Source organism: Micromonospora sp. WMMD1155, assembly GCF_029581275.1.
Taxonomy (GTDB): domain Bacteria; phylum Actinomycetota; class Actinomycetes; order Mycobacteriales; family Micromonosporaceae; genus Micromonospora.
The window spans coordinates 2,137,174-2,153,088 of sequence record NZ_CP120742.1 but is presented as its reverse complement, the minus strand read 5'-3'; the positions used below and the strand labels follow the sequence as shown (position 1 = coordinate 2,153,088).

General features: G+C 71.6%; 16 protein-coding genes. 9 read left to right on the top strand and 7 right to left on the bottom strand.

What is annotated here, in order from left to right; all coding sequences use genetic code 11:
- Positions 1-4: 4 nt before the first annotated feature.
- From O7617_RS09635 to O7617_RS09610, 6 genes are all read left to right on the top strand, one after another.
- Positions 5-2,215 (top strand): bifunctional glycosyltransferase family 2 protein/CDP-glycerol:glycerophosphate glycerophosphotransferase, encoded by a 2,211-nt coding sequence (locus O7617_RS09635; protein ID WP_282262937.1) that lies wholly within the window; start codon positions 5-7, stop codon positions 2,213-2,215.
- Between the two features lie 121 nt (positions 2,216-2,336).
- A complete protein-coding gene (locus O7617_RS09630) occupies positions 2,337-3,635 on the top strand; it encodes an ABC transporter ATP-binding protein (RefSeq protein ID WP_282262936.1) in 1,299 nt (432 codons plus the stop codon).
- 94 nt (positions 3,636-3,729) lie between these two features.
- A complete protein-coding gene (locus tag O7617_RS09625) occupies positions 3,730-4,773 on the top strand; it encodes a hypothetical protein (RefSeq protein WP_282262935.1) in 1,044 nt (347 codons plus the stop codon).
- A gap of 64 nt (positions 4,774-4,837) precedes the next feature.
- Positions 4,838-5,302, top strand: a complete 465-nt coding sequence (locus tag O7617_RS09620; protein WP_282262934.1) for a DUF4442 domain-containing protein — start codon at positions 4,838-4,840, stop codon at positions 5,300-5,302.
- A gap of 59 nt (positions 5,303-5,361) precedes the next feature.
- Positions 5,362-6,153 (top strand): beta-phosphoglucomutase family hydrolase, encoded by a 792-nt coding sequence (locus tag O7617_RS09615; protein WP_282262933.1) that lies wholly within the window; start codon positions 5,362-5,364, stop codon positions 6,151-6,153.
- Positions 6,150-8,522 carry a glycoside hydrolase family 65 protein gene (locus O7617_RS09610; RefSeq protein WP_282262932.1) on the top strand — a complete coding sequence of 791 codons (2,373 nt, stop codon included), beginning with the start codon at positions 6,150-6,152 and terminating at the stop codon, positions 8,520-8,522. The genes O7617_RS09615 and O7617_RS09610 overlap by 4 nt, the downstream gene beginning before the upstream one ends.
- 73 nt (positions 8,523-8,595) lie before the next feature.
- Here O7617_RS09610 and O7617_RS09605 read toward each other — a convergent pair whose 3' ends face one another.
- Positions 8,596-8,775: a hypothetical protein gene (locus O7617_RS09605; protein WP_282262931.1), complete on the bottom strand. Its 180-nt coding sequence runs from the start codon at positions 8,773-8,775 to the stop codon at positions 8,596-8,598.
- A 160-nt stretch (positions 8,776-8,935) separates the two neighbouring features.
- On the opposite strand from O7617_RS09605, the gene O7617_RS09600 reads away from it, so the two are divergent.
- Positions 8,936-9,586: a dienelactone hydrolase family protein gene (locus O7617_RS09600; protein ID WP_282262930.1), complete on the top strand. Its 651-nt coding sequence runs from the start codon at positions 8,936-8,938 to the stop codon at positions 9,584-9,586.
- Here O7617_RS09600 and O7617_RS09595 read toward each other — a convergent pair whose 3' ends face one another.
- Positions 9,587-10,690 (bottom strand): AI-2E family transporter, encoded by a 1,104-nt coding sequence (locus tag O7617_RS09595; protein WP_282262928.1) that lies wholly within the window; start codon positions 10,688-10,690, stop codon positions 9,587-9,589. It abuts the gene before it with no gap.
- 205 nt (positions 10,691-10,895) lie between these two features.
- Here O7617_RS09595 and O7617_RS09590 point away from each other — a divergent pair, with 205 nt between their 5' ends.
- The gene (locus O7617_RS09590) at positions 10,896-11,078 is read left to right on the top strand and encodes an antitoxin (protein WP_282262926.1); all 183 of its coding nucleotides are present in this window, start codon (positions 10,896-10,898) and stop codon (positions 11,076-11,078) included.
- Between the two features lie 63 nt (positions 11,079-11,141).
- Here the strand turns inward: O7617_RS09590 and O7617_RS09585 are convergent, their stop codons facing one another.
- Positions 11,142-11,738 carry a hemerythrin domain-containing protein gene (locus tag O7617_RS09585; protein ID WP_282262923.1) on the bottom strand — a complete coding sequence of 199 codons (597 nt, stop codon included), beginning with the start codon at positions 11,736-11,738 and terminating at the stop codon, positions 11,142-11,144.
- A gap of 154 nt (positions 11,739-11,892) precedes the next feature.
- Between O7617_RS09585 and O7617_RS09580 the strand changes: the two genes are divergently transcribed.
- Positions 11,893-13,218, top strand: a complete 1,326-nt coding sequence (locus tag O7617_RS09580) for an FUSC family protein (protein ID WP_282262922.1) — start codon at positions 11,893-11,895, stop codon at positions 13,216-13,218.
- A gap of 12 nt (positions 13,219-13,230) precedes the next feature.
- Here O7617_RS09580 and O7617_RS09575 read toward each other — a convergent pair whose 3' ends face one another.
- The 4 genes from O7617_RS09575 to O7617_RS09560 form a co-directional block, all read right to left on the bottom strand.
- Positions 13,231-13,875, bottom strand: coding sequence for a C39 family peptidase (locus O7617_RS09575; RefSeq protein ID WP_282262921.1), 645 nt, complete (start codon positions 13,873-13,875; stop codon positions 13,231-13,233).
- A gap of 288 nt (positions 13,876-14,163) precedes the next feature.
- Positions 14,164-14,571, bottom strand: a complete 408-nt coding sequence (locus tag O7617_RS09570; protein ID WP_282262920.1) for a TIGR03618 family F420-dependent PPOX class oxidoreductase — start codon at positions 14,569-14,571, stop codon at positions 14,164-14,166.
- Between the two features lie 30 nt (positions 14,572-14,601).
- A complete protein-coding gene (locus O7617_RS09565; protein ID WP_282262919.1) occupies positions 14,602-14,940 on the bottom strand; it encodes a YkvA family protein in 339 nt (112 codons plus the stop codon).
- A gap of 33 nt (positions 14,941-14,973) precedes the next feature.
- Complete coding sequence (locus O7617_RS09560; protein ID WP_282262918.1) at positions 14,974-15,786, bottom strand: hypothetical protein; 813 nt, start codon at positions 15,784-15,786, stop codon at positions 14,974-14,976.
- Positions 15,787-15,915: the final 129 nt, after the last annotated feature.

Genomic DNA, 15,915 nt, shown 5'->3' with positions numbered 1-15,915 from the left:
CCGGATGACCCTGATCAGTTTCGTGGTGCCGGCCTTCCGCGTGCAGGGATACCTGCGCGAATGCCTCGACTCCGTCCTCGGTCAGCCGGAGACCGACATCGAGGTGATCGCCGTCGACGACTGTTCGCCGGACGCCGGCGGCGACATCATCGACGAGTACGCGGCCCGCGACCAGCGGGTCCGCTCGGTTCGGCTGCCGGAGAACGTCGGCCTCGGTCCAGCCCGCAACATCGGGTTGGACCGGGCCGTCGGCGAGTACGTGTGGTTCCTCGACGGCGACGACTGGCTGACCCCGGAGTGCCTGACCGAGGTGGCCGAGCGGTTGCGGGCGACCCGCCCGGACGTGCTGCTCGTCGACCACGTACGCACCCATTGGAACGACACCGCCACCCGCAGTGCGATGGCCGAGGTGTTCCCCGAGTCGCCGGGTCCGGAGACCTTCCGGCTGCGGGACCGGCCGGAGGCGATGCACCTGCTGCACACGGCGTGGAATCGCCTGGTCCGCCGGGAGTTCCTGATCGACCTGGGTCTGCGTTTCGCCCCGGGTTGGTACGAGGACGTCTCGTTCAGCTACCCGGTGCTGATGGCCGCGCAGCGGATCGGCGTCCTCGACCGGGTGTGCGTCAACTACCGGCAACGCCGCGCCGGTGCGATCACCCGGACCCGGGGCGATCGCCACTTCGAGGTCTTCCCCCAGTGGCACCGGGTCTTCCACCTGATGGACGAGTGGGGGCCGGCGACGGAATCCCTGCGGCCGGTGGTCTTCGAGCGGATGATCTGGCACTACCTGACCGTGCTCGGCAACGGCCAGCGGATCGCCCCGGAGTTGCGGCCGGCGTTCTTCGCGCAGATCACCGCCGACTACGAACGCTGGCTACCGCCCGGCGGCTATCCGGTGCCGGGCGGGGTGGAGGGGATCAAACACCGGCTCGTCGCGGCCGGCCGTTGGCGCACGTTCAGCGCGTTGCGGACCGCGAGCCGTGCCCGTGACGTCGCCCGGCGGCAGGCCCGTACCGCCCGCCGACGGGTCGGCCCGGTCGCGCGGCGCGGTGCCCGGCTGACCCGTGACGGGCTGCTGCGCGAGTACTACCGGGCCGAGTCGCGTCGGCCGGTCGACCCGACGCTCGCGGTGTACGCCGCCTACTGGTACCGCGGATACTCCTGCAACCCGGCGGCCATCTACGAGGTCGCCCGCCGGTTGGCACCCGAGGTGCGCGGGGTGTGGGTCGTGCGCCGGGACCGCGTCGACACGGTCCCGGCCGGAGTGGAGTACGTCGTCGCCGGCACTCCGGCGTACTACCGGGTGCTCGCCCGCGCCCGGTGGTTGGTCAACAACGTCAACTTCCCCGATTTCGTCCGCAAACGGCCGGAGCAGGTGCACCTGCAGACCCACCACGGCACCCCGGTCAAGGTGATGGGCCTGGACCAGCAGCGCTATCCGATCGGCGCGGGCCGGATGGACTTCGCCGGGCTGTTGCGCCGGGTGGACCGCTGGGACTACAGCGTCAGCGCGAACAGCTTCTCCACCCAGATGTGGGACCGCGCGTACCCGGCCACGTACACGACGTTGGAGGTGGGTTACCCGCGCAACGACCGCCTGGTGACGGCCGGCCCGGACGAGGTGCGCCGGCTGCGCGCCGAGTTCGGCGTCGGCCCCGACGAGCAGGTCGTGCTGTACGCCCCGACGCACCGCGAGCACCTTCCGGGCTACCGGCCGCCGTTCGACCCGGACCGGTTCGTGCGGGCGCTGGGTGACTCCGGCCGGCTGCTGATGCGCAGTCACTACTTCCACGACCGGGACCGCCGCCCCGGTCGCCCGGCGGACTGGGAACGGGTCCGCGACGTCAGCGGCCACCAACGGGTGGAGGACCTCTACCTGATCGCGGACGTGTTGATAACCGACTATTCGTCGGCGATGTTCGATTATGCGGTACTCGATCGGCCGATCGTGCTCTATGCCCCGGACTGGGAGGCGTACCGGTTGGCCCGGGGCGTCTACTTCGACGTGACGGCCGAGCCGCCCGGCGCGGTGGCCACCACCTTCGCCGATCTGGTCCACCTGTTCCGTACCGATGCGGTGCGCTCCGATTCCGCGAACAAGGCCCGTCAGCACTTTCGACGCCGGTTCTGCACATTGGACGACGGGCACGCGGCGGAACGGGTGGTGCGTCAGGTTTTCCTGGGTGAGCCGGGCGAGCGCTCTTCGCGCTGCTGATCGCCGCTGTCGTGTAATAGCAGCGTCATCAGCCAAACATGAGACGTTTACCCGATGTGCGAATCGAATGATCCTGGTCACAGTCTTCTGGATCGGCAGAGACGAGCTGGGGGGGACGACGGTGAGCACCGTCACGCTCAAGGATGTCAGCAAGGTCTTCAGGGACGGCACGTTGGCCGTCGACAGCATAAATCTCGATGTGAACGACGGCGAGTTCATGGTGCTCCTCGGGCCGTCCGGCTGCGGCAAGTCGACGGTGCTGCGAATGATCGCCGGATTGGAGGACCCGACCCAGGGTGCGGTCATGCTCGACGGAGAGCTGGCGAACGACCTGCCCCCACGGGACCGCAAGATCGCCATGGTCTTTCAGGACTTCGCGCTCTACCCGCACATGACCGTCGGCGACAACATCGCCTTTCCGCTGCGGCTGGCCGGGGTCGAGCCGGAGCCGAGGGGCGAGCGCGTCAGTGACGTGGCGAGTGCCCTGGGCATCGGCGACGTGCTGGCCCGCAAGCCCGGTCAGCTCTCCGGCGGCCAGCGGCAGCGGGTGGCGATGGGCCGGGCCATCGTCCGGCGGCCCGGCCTGTTCCTCATGGACGAGCCACTCTCGAACCTGGACAGCGGCCTCCGCGCCGAGCTGCGCGCGGAGATCTCGGGCCTCACCCGGGAACTGGGCGTCACCACCGTCTACGTCACCCACGACCAGGCCGAGGCGCTCACCATGGCCGACCGGGTGGCCATCATGCGCCGCGGCGTGCTCCAGGACGTCGGCACACCCACCCAGGTGTACGGCCGCCCGGCGACGCTCTACGTGGCCGCCTTCCTGGGCAGCCCGCGGATGAACCTGCTGGAGGCGTCGGTCTACGTCCACCTCGACCGGTACGTCACGCTGAACCTCGGTGAGCAGTCGCTCTACCTTCCCTGGAACGACATCCGCAGTCGGGCGGTGGCGCACTACCACGGCGAGCGGATCGTGGTCGGCATGCGCGCCGAGGCGCTCACCCCGGTCTCCCCGGACAGCCCCGGCGACGTGCTGCGGGGGCGGATCCGCTACCTGGAGCACCACGGGCACGAGTCGTTGGCGTTCCTCGACATCGGCGCCACCGCGATCATGGTCGACGAGATGGGCGCCCCGCTGGACCCACCACCTGTCGGTCAACGTGGCCTGCGACGGTTCGGCTCGGTGATGCAGCGACTCGCCGGCAAGCCGGTGGAGTCGCAGGCGCCGCCGGTCGGCAACACCCAGACCAGCGTGCTCCCCGACCCGGGGCGGCACCACCGTCGACCGGCGGAACTGGCGGTGCGGCTGGCACCGTACCCGGCGGTCAGCGCCGGTCACCCGCTCGCCGTCTCGGTCCGGATGGACGCGTTGCACTTCTTCGACGAGCGCGGAGCCCGGATCGACGTGGGTTGGCGCTGACGACTCGCCGGAGCGGGGTGGCGGGCGGGCCGCGCGGTGTCTTACCGTCTGCGCACCCAGTCCACTGTGCAAGACCACCGAGAGGGGTGCATCCGTGTCGGGTGACCGTCCCAGTCCGCTCGTCATCGAGCGCATCCTGCGGGATCGCGCGGGCATCTGGCAGCAGATCGTGGCCGAGGGCGACCTCAACGCGCTGACCGGCCGCATGTTGGCCAGCTCCGCCATCGCGCTGGCCTGTTACGGCGCGGTGCTGGGTGCCTTCCACAGCCCGCTGATGGCGCTGACCTCGGCGCTGAAGCTGCCCCTGCTGTTCCTGGTCACGCTGGCCATCTGCCTGCCCACGCTCTACCTGTTCAACCTGGTCTTCGGTGCCCGGCTCTCGGTGCGGCAGTCGTTGGCGCTGGTGATGGTGGCGATCACGGTCACCTCGATGCTCGCTGTGGCGTTCGCGCCGATCAGTCTCTTCTTCCTGATCACCGCCCCCGACTACGGGTTCTTCAAGCTGCTCAACGTGGCGATCCTGACCCTGTCGGCACTGGTCGGGCTGCGGTTCCTGACCGGCGGCATGCAGGTGCTCAACGACCACGGCCTGCTCGCGCCGGAGGTCGCCAAGACGCACGCCGACGCGTACGCCCCGGCGTCTGTCGACGTCCCGGCACCGGCGACGCCCGCTGCCGGGTCGGCCGACCCGGCACCGGCTGCCGCGCCGGTCGCCGGTCAGGCTGCCGAGCCGGTGGCCGTGTCGGCCGGTGCCGCAGTGGCCGCGCCGGCCGGAGCCACGGCTGCCGGGTCGTCGGCGAACGGTGCCGTGGCCACCTCGCCGGCTCCGGCGCACGTTCCGGCGCAGTCGACCGGCCAGCCGGCCGTCGCCGGGTTCCCGTCCGGCGCGGTGCCCTCCGGCTACGGGCCGGTGCAGCGCCCCTGGGCCCAGCCGCCGGTGCGGCGCGGCGAGCCGACGCAGCGGCCGGCGAGCATGACCCTGCTCTACATCTGGATTCTGCTCTTCGGTTTCGTGGGCACCCAGCTGGCGTGGACGCTGCGCCCGTTCTTCGGCGACCCGGGGCAGGATTTCTCGTTCTTCCGCAGCATCGACGGCAACTTCTACGCGGAGATCCTGCGCACCATCGCCAACCTGTGAGCACCGGCCGTCACCGGGGAAACCGCTGGTTGCCGCCCTGATTACCGACGAGTAACGTCAGGCCATGACCATCGACTCCCGCCAGGTGGCGGCCGGCATGCTGCAAGCGGTGCCCTTCGCCCGTACGCTCGGCCTCGAGTTCGTCGAGGTGGCACCCGAGGCAGAGGGTGGGGTGCGGGCAGTCGTCCGGTTGCCCGACTCGCCGGCCACCCACAACCACATCGGCGGCCCCCACGCCGGTGCCATGTTCACCCTCGGCGAGACGGCCTCCGGCGCGGTCGTCATGGCCGCCTTCGGGCAACTGCTCGACCGGGCCGTGCCGCTCGCCGTCCGGGCCGACATCGCGTACCGGAAGCTCGCCATGGGCCCGGTGCTGGCCACCGCGCGCCTCGGCCGGCCGGCACCCGAGGTGATCGAGGAGCTGGAGTCCGGCCGGCGGCCGGAGTTCCCGGTGCCGGTGGAGATCGCGACCGAGGACGGCAAGCCGACCTCGGCGATGACCGTGATCTGGACGTTGCGGCCCAACTGAACCGTGCCACGCCGGGCGAAAGGGGTTTGCGGGCCCAGCAGGGTGGATAGATTCGTACCGTGCTGGGCCTACCTGCTCACGTGACCGCCTGTCTCTTCGATCTGGACGGTGTGCTGACGCAGACCGCCCGCGTGCACAACGCCGCCTGGAAGCAGACGTTCGACGAGTTCCTCCAGCAGCGGGCCACCCGCTCCGGCGAACCGTTCCAACCGTTCGACCCGGGCCCGGACTACAACCGTTACGTCGACGGTCGCCCCCGCGCCGACGGCGTCCGGTCGTTCCTCGCCTCCCGGGGGATAGTGCTGCCCGAGGGCAGCCCCGACGACCCGCCGGACGCCGACACCGTCAACGGCGTGGGCAACCGCAAGAACGTCCTGTTGCTGCAGCGCCTGCGCACCTCGGGTGTCGAGGTCTACCCGGGCTCGGTGCACTACCTCGAAGCGGCGAGCCAGGCCGGGCTGCGCCGGGCGGTGGTGACAGCGAGCGCCAACGGTGGCGAGGTGGTCGCCGCCGCCGGGCTGGAACCACTGCTGGAAGCCCGAGTCGACGGGCTGGTCGCCCGCGCTCAGGGGCTGCGCGGCAAACCGCACCCCGACACCTTCCTCGCCGGGGCCAGGCTGCTGGGCGTCGACCCGACACACGCCGCCGTCTTCGAGGACGCGCTCTCCGGGGTGGCCGCCGGCCGCGCCGGTGGCTTCGGCTACGTGGTCGGCGTCGACCGGGTCGGGCAGGCGGACGAGTTGCTCGCGCACGGCGCCGATGTCGTGGTGAAGGACCTGGCCGACCTGCTGACCGTCGCCGACCCGTCGCCGCCGACCCGCACCGCCGCCGGGGAACGGGGTCCCGCGTGATCCGGGAGCGGGCCTATCCGGTCGAGCCGTGGCACGTCCGGGAGACCCGACTGGACATGGACGTGCTGGCCCAGTCCGAGTCGGTCTTCGCGCTCTCCAACGGGCACGTCGGCCTGCGGGGCAACCTCGACGAGGGTGAGCCGCACGGCCTGCCCGGCACCTACCTCAACTCGTTCTACGAGCTGCGTCCCCTCCCGTACGCGGAGGCGGGCTACGGCTTCCCCGAGTCCGGGCAGACGATCGTCAACGTCACCAACGGCAAGCTGCTCCGGCTGCTCGTCGACGACGAGCCACTGGACGTGCGCTACGGGGAGCTGTTGTCCCACGAGCGGGTCCTCGACCTGCGGGCCGGGACCCTGCACCGGGAGCTGCACTGGCGCTCGCCGGCCGGTCGGGAGGTCAAGGTCCGCAGCACCCGTCTGGTCTCGTTCACCCAGCGGTCCGTCGCCGCCATCAGCTACGAGGTGGAGGCCGTCGACGGCCCACTGCGGCTGATAGTGCAGTCCGAGTTGGTGGCCAACGAGTCGCTGCCCGCGCAGAGCAAGGACCCCCGGGTGGCGGCGGTGCTGGAGTCACCGCTGCTGGCCGAGGAGGAGCTGACCACTCCGGACGGCGGGCAGCTCATCCACCGCACGAAGGTCTCCGGGTTGCGGGTCGCCGCCGCGATGGAGCACGAGGTGCACGGTCCGGACCACACCACGATCGAGTCCGAGGGATACCAGGACTGGGTGCGGACCACGATCGCCTGCGTGCTCAAGCCCGGCGAGAAGCTGCGCGTGATCAAGTACCTGACGTACGGCTGGTCCAGCCGCCGGTCGCTGCCGGCCCTGCGCGACCAGGTCGGCGCGGCGTTGGCCGGCGCCCGGCTGGACGGGTGGGACGGCCTGCACCGGGAGCAGCGCAACTACCTCGACGAGTTCTGGGACGCGTCCGACGTGCTCGTCGAGGGCGACCCGGAGGTGCAGCAGGCGGTCCGGTTCGGCCTCTTCCACGTGCTCCAGGCCGGAGCGCGGGCCGAGCAGCGGCCGATCTCGGCGAAGGGGCTGACCGGTCCCGGTTACGACGGGCACGCGTTCTGGGACACCGAGATGTTCGTCCTGCCGGTGCTCACGTACACCCAGCCGAGCGCGGTGCGCAGCGCGTTGCAGTGGCGGTACAGCACGTTGGACTCGGCGAAGGAGCGTGCCGAGACGCTCAACCTCAGGGGCGCGGCCTTCCCCTGGCGGACCATCGAGGGGCCCGAGTCGTCCGGCTACTGGCCGGCCGGCACCGCTGCCTTCCACATCGCCGCCGACATCGCCGACGCGATGCGCCGCTACGTGATGGTCACCGGAGACACCCAGCTGGAACGGGAGATCGGCCTGGAGCTGCTGGTGGAGACCGCCCGGCTGTGGCGCTCGATCGGCCACCACGACCGGCACGGGCGGTTCCACATCGACGGTGTCACCGGCCCGGACGAGTACACCGCCGTGAAGAACGACAACGTCTACACCAACCTGATGGCACAGCGGAACCTGCTCACCGCCGCCGACGTGGTGATGCGCTACCGGGACGAGGCGTACCACCTCGGGGTCACCGACGAGGAGGCCGCGAGCTGGCGGGACGCCGCCACCTCCATCCACGTCCCGTACGACGAGGAGCTCGATGTCCACCAGCAGGTGGAGGGCTTCACCCGGCTCCAGGAATGGGACTTCTCGCACACGCCGGCGGAGAAGTACCCGCTGCTGCTGCACTACCCGTACTTCGAGCTGTACCGCAAACAGGTGGTCAAGCAGGCCGACCTGGTCCTCGCGATGCACTGGCGGGGGGACGCGTTCACCCCCGAGCAGAAGCTGCGCAACTTCCTCTACTACGAGCGCCGTACCGTCCGCGACTCGTCGTTGTCGGCGTGCACCCAGGCGGTGCTCGCGGCCGAGGTGGGCCACCCGGAGTTGGCGCACACCTACCTGCGCGAGGCAGCGCTGATGGACCTGCACGACCTCAACGAGAACACCCGCGACGGCGTACACATGGCGTCGTTGGCCGGCGCGTGGCTGGCCCTGGTCAGTGGGTTCGGCGGCCTGCGCGACCACGACGGCGAGCTGTCCTTCGCCCCCCGGCTCTCCAGCCGACTCAACAGGTTGGAGTTCTCCCTGCAATGGCGAGGGCTGGCACTGCGGGTGGATGTCCGGCCGCACCAGACGACGTACTCGCTGCGCCACGGCGGCCCGGACGACGTGGTGGAGCTGCGCCACCACGACCAGTTGCTGCGGGTGACCTGTGACGAGCCGGTGACGGTGCCGGTGCCGCCGGCCGATCCGTCCGGCCCCGCACCCGAGCAGCCACCGGGCCGGTCGCCGCTGCTGCGTCTACCCGAGCGCGAACAGTGACGGTCGGGGCGGAATACCTCCGCCCCGACCGCCTCGCACCGGTGTCAGACCGGCTCGCCGGTCAGCTCGTGTGTCAGACCGGCTCACCGGTGGACGGGCGCCCGATCGCGTCCCGGGGTGCCGCCGCCTTGGGATCGTCGGGCAGCCGCGCCGAAGCGGCCTGGTCCCCGAAGTCCTGGTTGCGCTCGGGCTCCTGTTCCCGCCGGGCCCGCTCGGTCTTCTGCTGCTGCTCGGAGATCTGCTGCTTGGCCATGACGATCCTCGCGATCCGTCGGGGCGCGGTTGCGCCGACACGGTCTGCGGTCGCTGGTCGCGTACCCGACGCCGCACGGGGCAAACGCGGCGGCCGGCGGGGCGCGTGCGGCGCGACCGGCGGGGTACCCGGGCCCCAGGCGATCACGCGGAGGTGAGGCATGGACGAGCAGGCAGCGGTGACCGTTCCGGTCGGGGAGGCGCACCTGTCCGCCGACCTGATGCTGCCGGCCCAGCCGGTCGGTGTGGTCCTCTTCGCGCACGGCAGTGGCAGTTCCCGGCACAGCCCTCGCAACGTGGCGGTGGCCCGTGCGCTGAACGGTCGGGGGCTCGGCACGGTGCTGGTGGACCTGCTCACCCCGGCCGAGGACGAGGTGGACGCGCGTACCGCCGAACTCCGGTTCGACATCGGGCTGCTGGCCAGTCGGCTCGCCGGGATCGTCGACTGGTTGGCCGTGGAACGGCCCGCCGGTGACGTGTCAATCGGCCTGTTCGGGGCCAGCACCGGGGCCGCCGCAGCACTCGTCGCGGCATCGTCGCGCGCGGACCGGGTGGGTGCCGTGGTCAGTCGGGGCGGTCGACCGGACCTGGCCGGAGGCGCGTTGGCCCAGGTGCGTACGCCGACGTTGTTGCTGGTCGGCGGCTTGGACGAGGAGGTGATCACGCTCAACGAGCGGGCGGCGGCCGAGTTGGGGGACGTCGCCGAGCTGCGGATCGTCCCCGGTGCCACCCACCTCTTCGAAGAGCCCGGGACGCTGGAGCAGGTGGCCGACCAGGCCGGGGCCTGGTTCACCACCTATCTCAACCGCTGATCACTCCGCCGGCACGAGGGCCGAGGCCGACCGGCGCTGCTGGACGGTGTCGACGACGCGCCACAGGACGGCGGTGATCGGGACGCTGACGAAGGCGCCCGCGATTCCCGCGATCAGTGTGCCGGCGGTGACCGCCACCAGGATCACCGCCGGGTGCAGTCGTACCTGCCTCTTCATGATCAGGGGTTCCAGCAGGTTGCCCTCGATCTGCTGCACCGCGATCACCGCGGCGAGAGTGAGCAGTGCGGTGGTGGGCCCGTTCGCGGCGAGCGCCACCAGCACCGCCACCGCGCCGGCCACCGTCGCTCCGATGATCGGCACGAATCCGCCGAGGAAGGTGATCAGCGCCAGGGGCAGGGCGAGCGGCACCCGCAGCACCACCAGCGCCAGGCCGATGCCGATCGCGTCGATCGCGGCGATCATCATGGTGCCCCGGCTGTACGCACCCAGCGTCTGCCAACCGGCCCGTCCGGCCTCGGCCGCGACCGGCTGGTTCGCGCCGGACACCCGCGACAGCACCCAGTGCCACATCGACCGGCCGTCCTTGAGCAGGAAGAAGAGCAGCACCAGCGCGAGCAGCGCGGAACCGAACACTTCGGTGGCCGTCCGGGCACCGGCCACCGGGTCCGGTGAACTGCCGCTCAGCCCCTCCCGGGCCTGGTCGACCAGCCGGTCCAGTTGTCCTTCGCTGACCGGCAGCGTCGACGTCACGAAGTCCCGGCTGCGCTCGACGCCCTGCGTCAACTCCTGGCTGAGCTGGTCGAACTGGCTCGCGGTCAGGTTCCACACCAACGCGCCGACGCCGACCAGGATGCCGAGCAGCAGCAACACGGTGCACAGCGCGGCCAGGGCCGCCGGCAGACGCAGTCGACGCAGCAGGAGCAGCACCGGGTCGAGCAGGGCGGTGAGGAAGACGGTGGCGGCCAGCGCGATGGCCAGCGGCGCCAGCAGGACGGCGATCCGGCCCAGCAGGTAGAGCCCGGCGACGATCACCACCAGGCAGGCGCTCCACGACACCGCGGTCCGGACCAGCCAGGGCAGGGCCGCCCAACTCTGCCGCGGGCCGGGGTCGCCGGTCTTCGTTCCGGGTTCCTCTGCCGCCATGTCGGTCCTCCTCGATCTCGGCGAGGTCGGTACCCAGCCGGTCGTGCGCCGACACCCGTTTCGGCTCCGTTCGCTGCTGCCCGGGCGGATCGTACGCCGGTACCCGACCCCTGGGCGGGAGTTCGCCGACCACCCTCGGACGACGGCGTTTGGGCTGCCGGCGCGAGGGAACGCCATTCGGAGACCGGAGCGGAGGGAGAACGCCGTGGGTGACTTCATGGACAAGGCCAAGGACTTCGCGAACAAGCACGACGAGCAGGTCGACCAGGGCATGGAGAAGGCCGGTGACATGGCCGACAGGCGTACCGGTGGGAAGTACACCGACAAGATCGACAGGGGCGTCGACCAGGCGCAGGCGCGTACCGGTGAGGGCGGCCGGTCGCGGTGACCCGTCGCACGGCACCGGGCCACCGCGTCGGCGGTGGCCCGGTTCGTCGTGCAGCGACGATGCTCAGCGTTCGCGCAGATCGTCGATCGAGGTGGGCCGCCCACTCAACGCGTCGCGCAGCCGGTCGACCAGGCCGATGCCGGGCGCCAGCAGTCTGTTCGCGGGCGGGTGGTCCGGTGAGCCAGGGTGCGGCCGGGTCGGCCCGATCTCCTTGACCGCCGTCACCTTGGCCGCGACGTCGACGAGTTCCTCGCGGGCCGTCGCCGCCCGCAACCGGGGAAAGAGTTCGTTCTCCTCCTCCCGCACATGCTCACGGATCGTCCTCGTCAGATGGGCGAGCAACTCGTCGAAACGGCTGTCGGACGGGTCGGCCGACTCCAACTCCTTCATGGTCTGCTCGGCCTCGGCGTGTTCCGCGATCTCCCGGTCGGCGATCTCATTGCCGTCGGGCAGTGCCTTGCGCGCGATCGGATAGACGTACGCCTCCTCCGCGACGGAGTGGCGGACGAGTTCGGCGATCACCACGTCCACGAGGTGGCGGCGGTGCTCTGGGGTGCCCCGTCGGTTCTCCAACTCGACGAGGAGCGCCTCGACCTCGCGGTGGTCGGCGACCAGGATGTCGACGGCGTCATGCTCGTCGGTGGTCTGCTGGTTGGTCATCTCACGGCCCCTTACCGGTTGCGGATCGGTGGGAGGTGTGAGGCCCTGGTACCCCCACGGGGCTGCACGAACCCACCGGCGACGATGGGTTCCAGGAGGCCGGTGGTGCCGGACCGGCACGATTGCCCCGCCCCTCGTCGGGGTAACCGCCGCCATGGCCGACGACCGCCCACCCGCCGACCGTGATCGGTCGCGCCTCGACGAGGCTGCGGAGCGGAGCGGCCAGGCAGTCGAACGGGTGCGGCACCGCAGCGGTCAGGCGGGCCGGATCCGGGCCCGGCAGTGGGAGATCACCCTGGTGATCTCCATCCAGGCCGGGCTGGCCGCGGCGATCGCCGCCCTGCTCGCCGAGAATCTGCTCGGCCCCGGAGCGCACGTCTTCGCCCCGGCCGCCGCGGTCGGAACGATCGCCACCGCCATCGGGCAGCGGGCCCGACGCACCTTCGAACTGCTGGGTGGCGTGTCGCTGGGCATCGTCATCGGGGACACCCTGCGGTACCTGCTCGGTTCGGGTCCGTGGCAGACCGGCGTGGTCGTCGCGCTGGCCATCGCCGCCGCGCTGCTGGTGGCCGGCAAGGGGGGCGCGCTGGTCGGCCAGGCCGGCGGTACCGCAGTGCTGATCGCCACGCTGGCCCCGATGGACCGTGGACTGGAGTTGCCCCGGATCTTCGACGCGCTCGTCGGCGGAGCGGTCGGTCTGGTGGTGGTCGCGCTGCTGCTGCCGATCAACCCGATGCGGGTGCTGGACCGAGCCGCGGCACCGATCTTCGAAGTCCTCTGCGACCAACTCGCCGAGCTGGCGCAGGCCCTGCGGGAGCGCGACGGCGACGGGACGCTTGGCGTTCTACAGCGGCTCCGGGACACCGAGAGCGATGTGGGTCGGCTGCACGACGCGCTGAGCGGTGCGGAGGAGGTGGTGACGATCGCTCCGGCCCGCTGGCACCGCCGCCAGCAGTTCCACAGGTACGCCCGCAGCGCTGACCACCTGGAGCGTCTGCTGCTCGACAGCCGAGCCCTGGCCCGCTGGTCGTCGACCGCGTTGCAGTACGGCGAGCCGATCCCGTCGGAGCTGCCGGACGCGATCGGCCGGCTCGGTCGGGCGGTCGTGGAGATGCGCAGAGAGTGCCGGGTCGGTGAGGACCCGCAGGCCACCCGCCGACTGGTCGAGGAGTGCGCCGAGCTGGCCGGGCGTGCGGCGGTGAGCGGGGTCGGGTCGTTCGGCGAGTCACTCGTCACCGGACTGCGTACCGCGGCCAGCGACCTGCTCCGGGCCTGCGGGTACGAACCCGACGACGCCAATCGGATCGTGCGTCGGTCGGCGGGTGCCGGCGAGGCGGAGCTGCACCCACCGGCCCGGCGAACACTGCGCCGGATGCGGCCGGCGCGGTCCACCCGAGCGCGCCGCCGCGCGCACCTCGCCTCCCGTGCCCGCAACGAGAGCCGGGCCGGCCTCCCCGCGAGGGAGAGACCGGCCCGGTGACACTCGTTCGGGTCAGGAGGAGTAGCCGCGCTCGGCGATCCAGTTGGCGACCTTCGGCAGGCTCACCCAGTACTCGCCCAACGTCGGGTCGGCCGGGTCGGCGACCCGGATGCTGTCGCCACCGTCCCGGTAGCCGACGAGGGTCAGGTAGTGGCCGCCCTCGTACGAGTGCGGGTTGCCGTCGGTGTCGACGGTCGTGCCCTTGATGTTGGCCACCACCGGCCGCCCGGCGTCCACCGCCGCCAGGACGTCCCGGCGCAACTGCTCGACCTGGTCGGGACGAGCCACCGAGTCACGGATCTCGGTGGTCCGGTACTTGCCACCGGTCAGTTCGTTCAGCACCCGCGTGGTGTCCAGGGCTGAGGGGGTGCCCGCCTCGGTGGTGCCGAGCAGCTTGGCCACCTCGTCCTGGGAGAGCGCCTTGCCCTGGGCGGACAGCGCGATCCGGGTCGCGGCCGGGCCGCAGTAGTAGAAATTGGGCTGAGCCTGGTAGTCGATGCCGAGGATCCGCTCAGCGGATCGCTGGGTCTGGCTCGTCGACGGCTGTGTCGGAGCGGCCGGGGCGGCCTGAGCGGCTACCGCCGGGCCGAGGGCGCAACCGCCGGCGACCAGCAGGCCGGCAACGGACAAACCGCTCTTCTGGACGATCGGATTCATGTCGAGTCTCCGTTCGGGGGTTGACGCCTCCGCGCAGCGGAAGGCGCAGCACCGGGAATGGCGCTCGGCTCAAACCGGGGGCGAGGACCAGCGGCGGGTTCGCCGTTGGCGCACCGGGGACGTAACGGCCCTGCTCCGGCGGACATTCCGTCGGCGGCAGCCGGTCCGGATGGTCACGACAGTTCGCCGTGGTGCGGACGTCGCGACCAGGTGTAACGGCAGGAGGCCGGGCGGGATTCCACCGTTGGGCGAGGTCCCGGTTCAGGGGCGTCGGCTTCCCGCTGTGGTTCAGAGGCTCCCCAGCAACCCGGTCACGGTGATCTCGATGACCACCCGCTCCGGATTCGGACGTGGGGTGCGATACCGCTCGGCGTAGCGGCGCTCCGCCTCCGCCACCGAGGCTCGGTCCGAGCGCAGCACCGCGCGGCCCTCGATGGTCAGCCAACGGCGGCCGTCCACGTGGCAGACGGCCACCGCCGCGCCCGCCGGACCTGCCGCGGCCACCTGACGGGCCTTGCTGGAGGCACCGGAGGTGATGACCCGGGCCAGCCCGGCCGCCGGGTCGAGGGTCACCCCGACGGGTACGACGTGCGGGGTGCCGTCGGCCCGCAGAGTGGTGAGCGTGGCAAGGTGACGTTCGGCGCAGAACGCGACGACCCGCTCATCGTGTACGTCAAGTCGATGACCGCCCGCCATGCCCGCCCCCTGCCGCCGCGCCGACCCCGATCATGGCACGCGACGGGCGGGGTCCCGATCGGGCCGGGCGGCAGGCTGACCGGGCAGGTGTCGACCGGCTGCCCGACGCTTCTGCACCAGCCGGGTCAGGTAGATCAGCGCGGCGGCCAGGACACCCATGTCGTCCAGGTAGATCGGGTCGGGGAGCACGTCGACCGGGAAGATCGTGTAGATCAGCGCCCCGTAGAAGGCGACCTTCCCGCCCGCGCCGAGCCCGGTCAACATCCGCCGCGTACGCACCACACGCACCGCCAACACCACGGCACCGACCAGTGTGGCGATCGCCAGGATGCCGGCGACCACCACGAGGACCCACGCCTCTCGGGACATGCCGTCACGCTAACCCACCGGACGGCAGGCGGCTCAGAACGCGGGCACCGTCGCGCGACCGCGTGCCGTCACCGCGTTCTCCCGGGTCTGCTCGACGTTCTCCCGGGTCTGCTCGGTCGACCGGCTGAACTCGCTCAGCGGCAGCACCGACGGATCCGCGACCCGTCGCCCGGTGGCGGCGTGCGCCTCCTCGCGCAGACTGCGGGCCGCCGCCACGGCCAGCTCCGCCGCCCGCCAGGCGACCTGCTCCTGCTCCCGGGCGGCGGCGTGCCTGGCCGCGAGGTTGTCGCGGATCGCCCGTTGCAGCACCAACTCCTGCTCGACCGGGTGCAGCCGCGGGTCCCATCCCTCGCGGTGCGCGAACACTTCGCTGAGCTGCTCCACCGACAACTCCCGCCGCCAGTACGCGTTCAGCGCGGCCCGGTGCAGGTAGCGCTCGCGGTCCGCGTACTCGGCCGGAGTCCGGACGGTCTGCGGCAACGGCATCGCGGCTGCGGCGGCGAGCCGTCGTACCGCTGCCTCGGCTGCCTCGTACGCCTGCCACGCTGCCTCGACGGCCTCCTGCGCGGCCACCCACTCCGCCCGGCGGCGCTGGGCGGAGCTGGTCGCCCGCTCCGCGGCCACCGCGACCTCCTGCGCGTAGCGGCTCTGCTCGCGTGCCTCCTGCACCTGTTCGAGTTGACTCGGCATGGCCGCGCGGCGGATCCGGGCAACCGGGTCGACGCGAAGTCGGCCGGGTCGCAGCAGCAGCGCGGAGACGGCGACGCCGACCACCCCGAGCAGGCTCAGCCAGATGACAGCGGCTCGGGACAGGTCGGGCAGGGCGGCGGAGAGGATGGTCTGCATGATCAGCACCTCGCGGTCGAAGGCGGGTATCGACGGGTGGCAGGAGGAGCCCGACAGGCCGGGTGGTGGGGTCGTGCCGTCGGCGGAAGCTCACACGCCCTGACGGACGACCCGGGACCGGGCCCCGGG